This window comes from Burkholderia sp. L27(2015), assembly GCF_009765705.1.
Lineage (GTDB): Bacteria > Pseudomonadota > Gammaproteobacteria > Burkholderiales > Burkholderiaceae > LMUX01.
The window spans coordinates 128841-142147 of sequence record NZ_LMUX01000017.1 but is presented as its reverse complement, the minus strand read 5'-3'; the positions used below and the strand labels follow the sequence as shown (position 1 = coordinate 142147).

General features: G+C 58.6%; 12 protein-coding genes. 4 read left to right on the top strand and 8 right to left on the bottom strand.

The annotated features are described in order from the left end of the window. The first annotated feature begins 87 nt into the window (after positions 1 to 87). Positions 88 to 1062, top strand: a complete 975-nt coding sequence (locus tag GSQ77_RS14205) for a LysR substrate-binding domain-containing protein (protein ID WP_158903286.1) — start codon at positions 88 to 90, stop codon at positions 1060 to 1062. Here GSQ77_RS14205 and GSQ77_RS29510 read toward each other — a convergent pair. From GSQ77_RS29510 to guaB, 5 genes are all read right to left on the bottom strand, one after another. After that, positions 1046 to 1354, bottom strand: coding sequence for a type I restriction-modification system subunit M N-terminal domain-containing protein (locus tag GSQ77_RS29510; protein ID WP_301951163.1), 309 nt, complete (start codon positions 1352 to 1354; stop codon positions 1046 to 1048). The genes GSQ77_RS14205 and GSQ77_RS29510 overlap by 17 nt on opposite strands. Before the next feature lie 36 nt (positions 1355 to 1390). Next, positions 1391 to 2671, bottom strand: coding sequence for a type II toxin-antitoxin system HipA family toxin (locus tag GSQ77_RS14195; protein WP_158903284.1), 1281 nt, complete (start codon positions 2669 to 2671; stop codon positions 1391 to 1393). Further along, the gene (locus GSQ77_RS14190; protein WP_158903282.1) at positions 2668 to 3144 is read right to left on the bottom strand and encodes a helix-turn-helix transcriptional regulator; all 477 of its coding nucleotides are present in this window, start codon (positions 3142 to 3144) and stop codon (positions 2668 to 2670) included. Before GSQ77_RS14190 ends, GSQ77_RS14195 begins: the two co-directional genes overlap by 4 nt. Positions 3145 to 3195: 51 nt before the next feature. Further along, the gene (gene guaA, locus GSQ77_RS14185; RefSeq protein ID WP_158903280.1) at positions 3196 to 4779 is read right to left on the bottom strand and encodes a glutamine-hydrolyzing GMP synthase; all 1584 of its coding nucleotides are present in this window, start codon (positions 4777 to 4779) and stop codon (positions 3196 to 3198) included. 328 nt (positions 4780 to 5107) lie between these two features. Next, complete coding sequence (guaB, locus tag GSQ77_RS14180; protein WP_158903278.1) at positions 5108 to 6568, bottom strand: IMP dehydrogenase; 1461 nt, start codon at positions 6566 to 6568, stop codon at positions 5108 to 5110. Positions 6569 to 6799: 231 nt separating this feature from the next. Here guaB and GSQ77_RS14175 point away from each other — a divergent pair, with 231 nt between their 5' ends. Beyond that, on the top strand, positions 6800 to 7774 hold the full coding sequence (locus GSQ77_RS14175) for a DMT family transporter (protein ID WP_158903276.1): 975 nt from the start codon (positions 6800 to 6802) through the stop codon (positions 7772 to 7774). 67 nt (positions 7775 to 7841) lie between these two features. On the opposite strand, the gene GSQ77_RS14170 is transcribed toward GSQ77_RS14175, so the two are convergent. Both GSQ77_RS14170 and GSQ77_RS14165 read right to left on the bottom strand, forming a co-directional pair. Further along, positions 7842 to 8216: an RnfH family protein gene (locus tag GSQ77_RS14170; protein ID WP_158903274.1), complete on the bottom strand. Its 375-nt coding sequence runs from the start codon at positions 8214 to 8216 to the stop codon at positions 7842 to 7844. After that, the gene (locus tag GSQ77_RS14165; RefSeq protein WP_158903272.1) at positions 8203 to 8640 is read right to left on the bottom strand and encodes a type II toxin-antitoxin system RatA family toxin; all 438 of its coding nucleotides are present in this window, start codon (positions 8638 to 8640) and stop codon (positions 8203 to 8205) included. Before GSQ77_RS14165 ends, GSQ77_RS14170 begins: the two co-directional genes overlap by 14 nt. A gap of 218 nt (positions 8641 to 8858) precedes the next feature. Here GSQ77_RS14165 and smpB point away from each other — a divergent pair, with 218 nt between their 5' ends. Beyond that, a complete protein-coding gene (smpB, locus tag GSQ77_RS14160; protein WP_158903270.1) occupies positions 8859 to 9308 on the top strand; it encodes an SsrA-binding protein SmpB in 450 nt (149 codons plus the stop codon). A gap of 241 nt (positions 9309 to 9549) precedes the next feature. Here smpB and ppsA read toward each other — a convergent pair whose 3' ends face one another. Further along, a complete protein-coding gene (gene ppsA / locus GSQ77_RS14155; RefSeq protein ID WP_158903268.1) occupies positions 9550 to 11940 on the bottom strand; it encodes a phosphoenolpyruvate synthase in 2391 nt (796 codons plus the stop codon). Between the two features lie 422 nt (positions 11941 to 12362). Here ppsA and GSQ77_RS14150 point away from each other — a divergent pair, with 422 nt between their 5' ends. Next, positions 12363 to 13178, top strand: coding sequence for a pyruvate, water dikinase regulatory protein (locus tag GSQ77_RS14150; protein WP_158903910.1), 816 nt, complete (start codon positions 12363 to 12365; stop codon positions 13176 to 13178). The last annotated feature ends 129 nt before the right edge of the window (positions 13179 to 13307 follow it).

Below are 13307 nucleotides of genomic sequence, written 5' to 3'. Positions count from 1 at the left end.
TTTGCGACAATTCTAGGCACGATACATAAGGCAATTATTTTGATTTATGATGCCCTCATCACTTTTTCATGATGGAGTCGATTTTCCATGGAGGCATTTAATACGGGCGAGGTGCTCAGAATGTTGAGTGCGCGTCTGAAAATGCGACACCTGATCCTGTTGCTGCAAATCCAGCAGCACGGCTCGCTGACGCGCGTGGCCGAGCATATGGCGAGCAGCCAACCGGCCATCACCAATGCGCTGGCTGAACTGGAGAGCATGTTCGGTGCGCCATTGTTCGATCGTTCGGTGCGCGGCATGGCCCCTACGGCCTTGGGCCGGGTGGTACTAAGCCGGGCGCAGGCCATGATTCACGACCTCGGCCACTTGGTGCGGGATATGGAGACGGTCGCCTCCGGGCATGCCGCGCACCTCCACATCGGCGTGACCCCCTTCATCTCGGGCCAAATATTGTCGGCAGCGGTTCAGCGCACGCTTCCAGAAGCCGATCGGCGAGTGACCGTGACGATCCATGAGGGCACGAGCGACCAGTTGCTGTCCCAGTTGCGTGACCACACGTTGGACATGGTTGTCGGCCGCGCTTCTTCGTCGGTCGATTTGGCGCAGGTCAGGTTCGAGGTGCTGTACCGCCAGCAGCCACGGCTGATTGCCAGCCGCCGATTGGCGGCCCAGTTGGGACGCATTCGTTTGGACTGGCGTAAGTTGGTCGATCTGGACTGGGTATTGGGTGCGCCGCATACGCCTATGCGCGAGCAGGTGGCCGATATTTTTCTCGGTGCGGGTCTTGTTCCACCGACTCCTATCGTGGAAAGCTACTCGTCCAAACTGATAGGCGAAATGATCGTTGCGAGTGAGAGAGCGGTATCGATCGTGCCGGCGGATATTGCCGAGGAATTGGTGCGTATTGCGGGCGTTGCGATCGTGCCGTATTCGTTTGACTGGACGTTGCCGCCGATCGCGATGTTCACGCGTGCACAAGGACTGCATCGTACGGCAGATCAGTTGTTTGCGGCGTCGTTGCGGCAGGTCTGTCAGGAGACCTATGCTAAGCCCGGGTTGTAGTGCCGGGCATCGCGATAATGCAATAAGTATTCGGCTTGGCCTGTCGCCAGACCAGCACCAAGTCAATTAAATGGAAGAATAGGTCCCCTTTATTCCACTCGGTTGTCAACAGGCCCCCTAAGCCGTCATGGTCAAAAGCGTTTGACGATGATTGATCTGATGCTTTCGCAGCATCGATTTCAAGTCGGATAACTTCCTCACGACGTTGCTCGAACACATCGGAACATCGCTTGAGAAACAGCATCCCAAAGATATATTCCTTGAACTCGGAGGCGTCCATCTTGCCGCGCAGGATAAATGTGTTGAATAGTATTGATCTGATCGTTATTTATGCATGCACGGCAAGACGAAAAGCAGCTCCCATCTGTTGTTGTTCTCTGTGAGAGATTGAAAGAGAATCGGCGATCGCCTGCCACTGCGAAACAACATGAATCTGGTTCGAAATAATTTCTTCGGCCTGCTCAACGGATACTCTGAAGTAAGGCGCGACGGACTGTGCCAACTCCAGATCCATCGCGTTGTCCGACTCGCTGATATTAAGCTTCAGCCCGTGGGCGCGGGGTACCGGGTTCATATCGAATACGGGAGAAAGTGCCCACCCTCGTCCCGGTTCCAGCAAGAAACCGTGGTTGCGCAGATGGTCATCGGTATTGGACACGAGCAGATTGAAGACAATGCGCGACCACAGCTCTCGCAGATTGGCATCGGTGCTCGCGCCGTCGGTCATCAACACCTGCGCGATTTCCAGGTAACTGGCGCCTGTCGAGGCGTCATCACCATCCTGGTGGCCAGTCAGGTTCATCGCGGAAGCAAAGTGCCGCCGCCGACCCTGCAACGTACGATCGAACCGCTTAACCAGGAAGGTGCTGTGAGCACTGCCGAACCGCCGGACCAACGCATCGGGCACGTCAAGCCCGCAGGCCTTGGCCAAGGTGTACAGCACCATTTCCCAGGCTCCGACGTCATAGTCGTCCCGTGCACTGGGAAACTTTGCGATCCAAAGGTGTCCTGTTGGATCGACCACGCTGGCCTTGGGACGTGCCCCCCCCAATGAACCGCCGGGTGCGATCAGCATGCGCAGCCATTCGTCGGCTTCGCGCGCCGTATTGTCTTCATCGCGCTCGAGGGCCAGGCTTGCGGCCTCTAGCGCGCGCAATTGCACAAACGGAGGCGCTGCAATGTCGTGCTGGTCGTCCAGGAACGGTCCTTCGTCGTCACGCCGAAAGCGCAGCGCACCGACGCGATATGCGTCATGAACACCCATCAGGTAGTCTGATTCATAAAGCCGCGCCTTGGGGTCGGCCCGGCCGGCGCGCTGCGCCCGCTCCAGCCGCCGGCGCATCAACAAGCGCCCCCATCGATCCGGGCTGGCGTCACTGAATGCACCAAACGTCTCCTGTCCCTGTGGCGGATACTGTCGGCCCGTGAACCAACCGAGCCGCGGGTCGAGCTTGAGACCGGCCATATCTGGCAGATTCAGCGCTTCATCGTCGAATTCGTATTCGAAGACTTCCTGGGCAGCAGCGGAGTGCGTGTAAAGCCTACCTAACCTCAGAGGCTCGGCAAGGCCGCCCCAATCTCCATAGACGGCAATAAACCCGTTGTTCATCTCGCCGGCCCCTTCTTGTCCGACGTGGACATCTTGATGAGAGAGACTAGGTTGTCTGCACTAACGAACGTGTCATCTGCCGTCCAATTGCTCGCGACGTAGGGCTCTGTCTTTTCGGAGGGAGCAGACGTAGAGGCCCGACGCTTTGGCGCCGGGGGTGCAATTTGCTTTGTAGCGCGTGACTGCCTTGGCAGCGCAGCATCCTGCAGGTTTCGGCCGAGGAGGTCGTCCTTCAGGAGGAGATCTAGGTCTTTGTCCGCGCCCAATACCTGCATGACGGCCAAATAGGCGCCTATCGTGACTCCGGAACTGCCCTTCTCCAAGCTCCGCAATGTTACTGGCGTCATTCCCGCCCGTTCCGCGACCTGCTTGCCGGTCAGGCGCCGACGCAGGCGTCCCAAGCGTAAACGCTCCCCGAGCTGCTGCAAACGCAGCTCGGTACCGGGTAGCAAGGGAGCGGTTTTTTTGGCCATAAGAGCAATATTACTACTCTAATTAGCCAAAATGGAAAGAATATTATGCTTTTATTCCCACTCAATCGTCGCCGGCGGTTTCCCCGAAATGTCATAAACCACCCGGTTAATCCCGCGCACTTCATTGATGATGCGGTTCGACACATGCCCCAACAACTCGTGCGGCAGATGCGCCCAGTGGGCGGTCATGAAATCCTGAGTCTGCACCGCCCGCAACGCCACCACATACTCGTACGTGCGGCCATCACCCATCACCCCCACGCTCTTGACCGGCAGGAACACGGCAAACGCTTGACTGGTCAGGTCGTACCAAGACTTGCCGGTCTGCGGATCGACGAAATCGCGCAGCGTTTCGATAAAAATAGCATCGGCGCGACGCAGCAGTTCGGCAAACTCGTGCTTCACTTCGCCCAGGATGCGCACCCCGAGGCCCGGCCCTGGGAACGGGTGGCGGTAGACCATCGCCGGCGGCAGACCTAACGCCACGCCCAACTCGCGTACTTCATCCTTGAACAGTTCGCGCAACGGTTCAAGCAATTTGAGTTTCAGATCTTCGGGCAAGCCACCGACATTGTGATGGCTCTTGATGGTTGCCGTGCCCTTCTTGCCCTTGCCCGCCGACTCGATGACGTCGGGATAGATCGTGCCTTGCGCGAGCCATTCGGCATCGGTCAGCTTGCCCGCTTCCGCCTTGAACACTTCGACGAATTCGCGGCCGATAATCTTGCGCTTCTGTTCCGGGTCAGTCACACCCGCAAGCTCCGACATGAACGCCGCCGTCGCATCGACGTGGATCACTTTCACGCCCAGGTGCTCGGCGAACGTTTCCATTACCTGGGTCGCTTCGTTCAGCCGCAACAAGCCGTGATCGACGAACACACAGGTCAGTTGATCGCCGATCGCGCGGTGCAGCAAGGCCGCGGCAACCGACGAGTCGACGCCGCCCGACAGACCGAGAATCACGTGCTCATGGCCGACCTGCTCACGAATTTTTGCGACCGCTTCGTTGATGTAATCGCCCATCTTCCAGTCGGCGCGTGCGCCGCAAATGTCGAGCACGAAGCGATTCAGAAGCGCAGTGCCCTTGAGCGTGTGCGTCACTTCAGGGTGGAACTGCACGCCATAAAACCGGCGCGCCTCATCGGCCATGCCCGCCACCGGGCAAGCCGGAGTCGAGGTCATCAATTTGAAGCCTTCCGGCATGGCCGTGACCTTGTCGCCATGGCTCATCCAGACTTTGAGCATGCCGTGCCCTTCGGCTGTCTGGAAATCCTCGATGCCTTCGAATAGTTTCGTGTGACCGTGGGCGCGCACTTCCGCGTAGCCAAACTCCCGCACCAGGCCTGGCTCAACCTTGCCGTCCAATTGCACGGCCATCAATTGCATGCCGTAACAAATGCCCAACACGGGCACGCCCAGCTCGAACACCGCTTGCGCCACGCGCGGCGAACCGGCTTCGGTCACCGAACTCGGGCCGCCCGACAGGATCACCCCTTTGGGCGCGAAGGCGCGGATAAACTCGGCATCGACGTCGTACGGATGAATTTCCGAATACACATGGGCTTCGCGTACCCGGCGGGCAATCAGTTGAGTGACCTGGGAGCCGAAATCGAGAATCAGAATTTTGTCGTGCATGAGGAAGGGCTGCTAGAGAGGGTTGGCAAACGGTAAATGCGGTAAGGCGCTAACGCCACAATGCGGTGTAAGCAATGAAGCGCAAGTAAAGCGGCAAACGGTCGGGCAGATGTGCGAGCTGGAATTCGCCGCCGCATGTTTAGGACGAAGACAGTCATGGACCGGGATTGCCGCAGCGCGGCGCCCCCGAAACCTGCCACACTTCGGCTCGCGCTCGATCGCCGCGCGCAAGCCGGAGTGCAGCGCCCATCTCACAGGGCTTTCCGGGGTAAAGAACCTACGTGATGGCAAAAGGCTCGCATGACGCCTGGTTTCCTCACTTATTCACTTACTCGACGTGATAGTTCGGCGCTTCCTTGGTGATCTGCACATCGTGGACGTGCGACTCGCGGATGCCCGCCGAAGTGATTTCGACGAAACCCGCCTTATCGTGCATTTCCGCGATGGTGTTACAACCGCAGTAACCCATGCTTGCGCGCACACCTCCGGTGACCTGGAACAGAATCGCGTTGACGCTGCCCTTGAACGCGACGCGCCCTTCGATGCCTTCCGGAACCAGCTTGTCGATATTGGCAGAATTGTCCTGGAAATAACGATCGGCGGCGCCGTCTTTCATCGCGCCCACCGAACCCATGCCACGGTACGATTTGTATTGGCGGCCTTGATACAGGAACACGTCGCCCGGCGATTCCTCCGTGCCGGCGAGCATGCTGCCCATCATCACGCAACTGGCGCCTGCTGCCAACGCCTTGGCGACATCACCCGAATAACGGATGCCGCCGTCGCCGATCAGCGGCACGCCGGTTCCTTTCAGGCCTTCTGCCACGTTGGCGATCGCGGTGATTTGCGGCACGCCCACGCCGGCTACGATCCGGGTGGTACAGATCGAACCGGGGCCAATACCGACCTTGACCGCGTCTGCACCGTATTCAACCAGGGCACGGGCCGCATCGGCGGTGGCGATATTGCCGCCGACCACGTCGATGTGCGGGAACTGCTGCTTGACCCAGCGCACGCGCTCCAGCACGCCCAGACTGTGGCCGTGTGCGGTGTCGACCACGATGACGTCCACGCCGGCCTGCACCAGCAGTTCGATGCGTTCGATATTGTCGGCGCCCACGCCGACTGCTGCGCCCACGCGCAATTTGCCGTCGCTGTCCTTACAGGCATCCGGGTGCTCGGTGGCTTTCAGGATGTCCTTGACGGTAATCAGACCGCGCAATTCGAATGCGCTGTTGATCACCAGTACCCGTTCCAGGCGATGCAAGTGCATCAACGCCTTGGCCTCGGCCAGCGGCGTGCCTTCGGTCACGGTGACCAGGCGCTCGCGCGGCGTCATGATGGCGCGTACCGGCTGATCGAGACGTTGCTCGAAACGCAAGTCACGATTGGTCACGATACCGATCAGTTGGCGGCCTTCGACCACTGGGAAGCCCGAAATGCCATGCTGGCGCGACAGTTCGATGACTTGCGCCACCGAAAAATCGGGCGGAACGGTAATCGGATCGAGCAGAACGCCTGACTCGAAGCGCTTGACCTTGGCCACTTCGCGAGCTTGTTCAGCCGGCGTCAGATTCTTGTGAACAATCCCGATACCCCCCTGCTGCGCCATGGCGATAGCGAGCCGCCCTTCAGTCACCGTATCCATGGCAGCGGATACCAGCGGCATATTGAGCGAAATGTTGCGGGTAAATTGGGTTTTGAGGCTGGTGTCGCGTGGCAGCACGTCCGAAAACGCTGGCAGGAGTAGCACGTCATCGAACGTGAGTGCTTTCTGGATTAAACGCATGGCAAATCCTATGGGCGCAAAATCGAATTATACGCGAAAGTTCCGAAATGTTTCAGCACCCGATCGGACAAGCCACGCGCCCGGAAGGCCATGAACAGGCTCGCGCAGCCACCCGCGCTGAATATGGGATGCCGCGCGCAGCCTGCCCATGCTATGCTCGCGGGCTGTTTTGCAAGCCACAATCATCCGGGATCAAGCGGATTAAATTGGAAACAACGTGGAGACGAGGGGATGCGGCGAGGTGTAGCGTATGGCGTGATGGCGGGGGCTTTCTGGGGCTCCGTTTTTATCGCGCCTCGCCTGCTGCCTGACTTTTCGCCACTGGCGCTCTCCGCGGGCCGCTATGTCACGTATGGATTGGTTTCGCTGCTGGCGGGTTTGCCGATCGCGCGCGCCTTGCTGGGCAAGATCACCCGGCGCGACTGCATAGCGTTGATCGGCCTCGCTCTGACCGGCAATATTGTCTATTACGTGTTGCTATCGGCTGCGATCCAGCGAGTCGGGATCGCGCCTTCGTCGCTGATCGTGGGCGTGTTGCCCGTGACCGTTACCCTGGTCGGCCATCGCGATCACGGCGCGGTATCGATGCGCAAGCTGGTATGGCCGCTGGCGCTGGTGCTCGCCGGCATTGTCTGCATCAATGTGGATGTGTTCAACGCGCCGATAACGGGCGGCATGAACAGCTTGAGTGAGCGCATCATCGGCCTGTTGTGCGTGACCGGCGCGCTGGCGAGCTGGACATGGTTTGCGGTCGCCAACGCGCGATATTTGAAAGAGCATGTGCGCTATAGCGGCAACGAATGGTCGGTGCTCAGCGGTGTGATGACTGGTTTGCTCGGTGTATTGCTCGGCATCGCCGCGCTGACCGTGCCCGGCTCGCTACACCAGGGCGCCATGGCCTTGCCGCGCTGGCATATGTTCTGGGTGGTCAATCTGGTGCTGGCGGTGGGTGCTTCGTGGTTGGGCAATGGTCTATGGAACGCCGCAAGCAAGCGGTTGCCGCTGACGCTGTCGGGGCAGATGATCGTCTTCGAAACCTTGTTCGCACTGCTATACGGGTTTATCTACGACGATCGGCTGCCCCGTTCGCTTGAGGTTGCGGCAATTGCGCTATTGATGTTGGGCGTGACGTGGTCGGTCCAGTTGCATGCGTCCGATCGATCCGCGAGCAAGGATGCGGTAGCGGGTGAACCGCCGTTGCACTGAGACGGATCGGGTCGATGAGTCGAGTGGTTCAGTCTGGTCGATGAGTCGCGTCGATGAGTGGGGGTGCTTAGCGCGTTTCCTTGGACTGCCACTTCCGCCCTTCCGTCGAGCCGGCCGCGCGGATTTTTTCTACCCGGCGCTGACGTGCAACCTTGGGGTCCACTGTCAACGGCCGGTACAGTTCGACCCGGTCGCCCTGAGTCAGCACCGTGTCGGGCGACTGGACCTTGCCGAAAATGCCGATTTTGCAGGCTAGCGGATCCAGCTCCGGATAGCGTTCCAGAATTGCGCTGGCACGAATCGCCTGGATTGCGGTCGAACCGACGGGTAAACGACATTCGATCGAAGTCTGGACGTCCGGCAAGGCGTAACATACGGTCACCGTCAGGCTACTCGCAGTCGGAGACGACGCGTCGCTCGCGCCCGCGTCATTTTGAGCCATAGATCACCTCGGCGCGTTTGACGAACGACTCGACGAACGTGTTGGCGATATGGTTGAACACCGGGCCGATGATCTTCTCGAGAATGAAGTTGGCGAATTCATAGTGCAATGCGAATTCGATCTTGCAGGCATCTTCGCGCAATGGCACGAAACGCCAATAGCCGGTGAATTTCTTGAACGGCCCATCGGCAAACTCCATATTGATGGAACCGGGCCGCTGATGCGTATTATGGGTAGCAAAGTGCTGCTTGATACCCTTGAAGTTGATATCGATTTTCGCGTCCATGCCCTGTTCGTCCGCGCGCGTGATTTCAACGCCACCGCACCAGGGAAGAAAGTTGGGGTAGTCCGCGACATTGGTTACCAGGTCGAACATCTGCTCGGCCGAATGGCGAATTAAAACCGTTTTTTGCACATCTGCCATAGATATTAGGCTGCTTGGCGAAAAACGAACGGAGAACCTATCGCGCCTTCAAGACTGGCGCAAAAGTCGGATGTACGGCGCGTCTTGCAAAAACCCAAGGCACGATTCGTACATGCTGGCAGCTAGGGGCCGCTCGCTTTGTTAAAATCGTATTTTACTGGTTTATTCGGCCGGAACGTTTATCGGCTTATCTTTAATGTGCAGGCAGCTTTCCATTCATGACCATCAGCGATAACAGAAAAGCGTTTTACGATTATTTTATCGAGGATCGATACGAAGCCGGCGTGGTGCTGCAGGGCTGGGAGGTCAAGGCGATCCGGGCTGGCCGCGCGCAAATCAAGGAAGGCTATGTCGTGATCCGCGACAACGAATTGTTCTTGATCGGCGCTCACATCAGCCCGCTGCTATCCACGTCGACCCACGTGCTGCCGGATCCGGTGCGCACGCGCAAACTGCTGCTGCACGCCGACGAAATCAAGAAACTGATCGGCAAAGTCGAGCAGCGCGGCTTCACGCTGGTCCCGCTGAATTTCCATTACAAAGGCGGTTTGGTCAAATGCGAGGTTGGGCTGGCAAAGGGCAAGAAACAACACGACAAACGGGAAACCGAGAAAGAGCGCGACTGGAACCGCGAGAAAGCGCGGCTGATGCGTTCGGGTTCGAAGTGAGAGGCCACCCTTCTACACTGCGGAACAAAGCGAGGAACAAAGCGAAGGACTGAGCGTGCGCGGAGTCAGGAAAGCATGCCATGCAGAAGTGCGTACAAAAAACGGCTTATAAAATACTTTTAAAAAAAACCCCTGGTTCGCAAACCAGGGGTTTTTATTTGTCCACCGCTTATTTGTCCACCACTTACTAAGCTAGAACGCTGTTCCCGCCTTGTTCAAGGCCGGAACACACACAGTGCGTTTAGATCAGCTTCGCCAGTGCTTGCCAGGTTGAGACTACCGTATCCGGATTGAGCGAAATCGACTCGATACCTTCGCGGGTCAACCATTCGGCAAAATCCGGATGGTCGGACGGGCCTTGACCGCAGATACCGACATACTTGCCCTTGCTCACGCAAGCTTGAATCGCGCGCCGCAACAAGAACTTAAGCGCAGGATCGCGCTCGTCGAAATCGGCCGCCAGCAGCTCCATCCCTGAATCGCGATCCAGGCCCAGCGTGAGCTGGGTCAAGTCGTTGGAGCCGATCGAGAAGCCATCGAAATGCTCAAGGAATTCGTCGGCCAGGATGGCATTCGACGGAATCTCGCACATCATGATCAGGCGCAAACCGTTCTCACCGCGTTTCAAGCCGTATTTCGCCAGCAATCCGATCACGCGTTCCGCTTGCTTCACCGTACGCACGAACGGCACCATGATTTCGACGTTGGTCAGACCCATATCCTCACGCACGCGCTTGAGCGCAATGCATTCCATCTCGAACGCTTGTGCAAAGTCGTCAGAGATGTAGCGCGACGCGCCACGAAAACCGAGCATGGGATTTTCTTCGTCCGGCTCGTAACGCGAACCGCCGATCAGCTTCTTGTATTCGTTCGACTTGAAGTCGGACAAGCGCACGATCACGGGCTTCGGATAGAACGCAGCCGCAATCGTCGCAACGCCTTCAGCGACCTTGTCGACATAAAAAGCGCGCGGTGACGCGTGGCCCCGAGCGACGCTCTCGACCGCCTTTTTCAGATCCTGGTCGATGTTCGGATATTCGAGAATCGCCCGGGGATGCACGCCGATGTTGTTATTGATGATGAATTCCAGGCGCGCCAGACCCACACCGGCGTTGGGCAACTGGCTGAAGTCGAACGCCAGTTGCGGATTGCCGACGTTCATCGTGATCTTGACGGGAATCGGCGGCAATTCGCCACGTTCCACTTCGGTCACCTCGGTTTCGATCAGACCGTCGTAAATCTTGCCTTCATCGCCTTCCGAGCACGACACGGTCACGAGCGCGCCATCCTTGAGCACGTCGGTCGCGTCGCCACAGCCGACCACGGCCGGCACACCCAGTTCACGCGCGATAATCGCCGCGTGACAGGTACGGCCACCACGATTGGTCACGATAGCGGCAGCGCGCTTCATGACCGGCTCCCAGTTCGGATCGGTCATATCAGCCACGAGCACGTCGCCGGGTTGGACCCGTTCCATTTCGCTCGGATCGTGAATCACGCGCACGCGCCCTGCGCCCACTTTCTGGCCGATTGCGCGGCCGGTGGTCAGCACTGGCGCCGAACCCTTCAATTTGAAGCGCTGCTCGGCCTTGTCGCTCGCCTGGCTCTTGACCGTCTCGGGACGCGCTTGAAGGATGTAAAGCTTGCCGTCCTGGCCGTCTTTACCCCACTCGATGTCCATCGGGCGCTGGTAATGCTTTTCGATGATGACGGCGTATTTCGCCAGTTCAATCACATCGGCGTCAGAGATCGAATAGCGATTACGCAACTCGGGCGTAACGTCGACCGTTTTGACGCGGCCTTCTTCGCCAGCCGCGGTGAATTCCATCTTGATCAGCTTGGAGCCGATCGAGCGACGGATGATCGGGTATTTGCCTGCCGCCAGCGTCTGCTTGAACACGTAGAATTCGTCGGGATTGACGGCGCCCTGCACCACTGTTTCGCCCAAGCCGTAGCTCGACGTAATGAACACCGCATCGCGGAAACCCGATTCGGTATCCAGCGTGAACATCACGCCAGCCGCACCGGTGTCCGAGCGCACCATGCGCTGGATACCGACCGACAGCGCCACTTCGGCGTGCGTGAAGCCTTTGTGGACGCGATACGAGATCGCGCGGTCGTTATACAGTGAAGCGAAAACGTGTTTGGTGCGATCCAGTACGTCGTCGATGCCCACCACGTTGAGGTAGCTTTCCTGCTGTCCGGCGAACGACGCGTCGGGCAAGTCTTCGGCGGTCGCCGACGAGCGCACGGCAAACGACAGTTCGTTGGGCGAACCGGCCTGCAGGCGCGCGAACTGCTCGCGAATTTCCTGTTCCAGACGCGGCTGCAACGGTGCCGCGATGATCCACTCGCGGATCTCGCGACCGGCTTCGGCCAGCGACTTGACGTCGTCGATATTCAGATTTTCGAGGCGCTTGGCGATGCGATCGGCCAGCCCGCTGACAGCGAGAAAGTCGCGGAACGCCAATGCGGTCGTGGCACAGCCGCCCGGTACACGCACGCCAGCGCCAGCCAGTTGGCTGATCATTTCGCCCAACGATGAATTCTTGCCGCCGACGATTTCGACGTCGCCCATCCGTAGTTGCTCGAATGGCACGACGTACGCGCCATCATGTGCTGCTTGGGTCATGGAAAGTCCTAAAGTGAGAAGAAATTCGAGGGAGCGCCAACGACCGTTCGTACGCCGCAGCAATCGTCAAGGAGGCCGTCCGTGACGGCGGCCATTGACGACGCGCAGGCTGTATAGCCAGGTGTCGCGCTTCAACCCGTTGGATAAGAAATCGCCTGATCTGCGCCCGCCCCGGCTTCCTGCACAGGGTTGGCTACGCAACGACGGGGCCGCAGCGTGGCAGTGAGCACCGCGCCGCAAACCGCCTGGGCCATGCTTCAGCCCGCCAGACGGGCCTGAGCCCGCCGCGGGTGACGATTGCTTATCCAACAAGTTGCCGCTATTCTACCGTGCCAGGTATGCGGATGTGTCCGCTGCATGAAATTACCGTCGGCATTTATGCGTTTTACACGCAACCACGCAGCTCCAACGCCATCATCGCCATGCCACCCACCGTTTTCATTGTCTCAGACGGCACCGGAATTACCGCCGAAACCTTCGCGCACTCGATCCTGTCCCAATTCGACTTGAAGTTCCGGCTGCTACGCCTGCCGTTCATCGATTCGCACGAGAAGGCGTACGAGGCGGCCGATAAGATCAATTCGGCAGCGGTGCTGGATGGACGACGCCCGATCGTATTTACGACCTTGGTCAATTCCGAGTCGAACGAGATTGTAAAAAAATCGCAGGCGTTGGTGATGGACATGTTCCAGACCTTTATTGTTCCGCTCGAAGAGGAGCTACAGGTCAAATCCAGTCATGCGATGGGCCGCGGCCACCAAGCAGCAGACACGGACGAATATCGGAACCGGATCGAAGCGATCAATTTTTCGTTGGCGCATGACGATGGCCAAAGCAACCGCAACCTCGAAGACGCGGATGTCATCCTTGTGGGCGTTTCGCGTAGCGGCAAGACCCCGACGAGCTTGTACCTCGCGATGCAATACGGCGTCAAATCGGCTAATTATCCGTTGATTCCGGAAGATTTCGAGCGAGGTCGTCTGCCGACGCCGCTGATGCCGCACAAAAGCAAAATGTTCGGCTTGTCGATCGATCCGCTGCGGCTTTCCGAAATTCGCAACGAGCGGCGTCCGGGCAGCAAATATGCGGCGCTGGAGAACTGCCGCTATGAGATCAATGAAGCCGAAGCGATGATGCGTCGCGATGGTATCAAGTGGCTCTCATCGACTCACAAATCGATCGAGGAAATTGCTACTACTGTGCTGCAGGAAATCAAACTGGATCGTCGCAATTATTGAGCGTAGGCGGGGGTCGTGCGGTGTTCGGTAGTGGCTGCGCCAGCCGCGCGGCCAGCAAGATCAGTGACCTGGGGCTACCTGCGGCGGCGGTGCTATGCGGCCGAGTGATTGGTATCGAAAGCGCTCGCG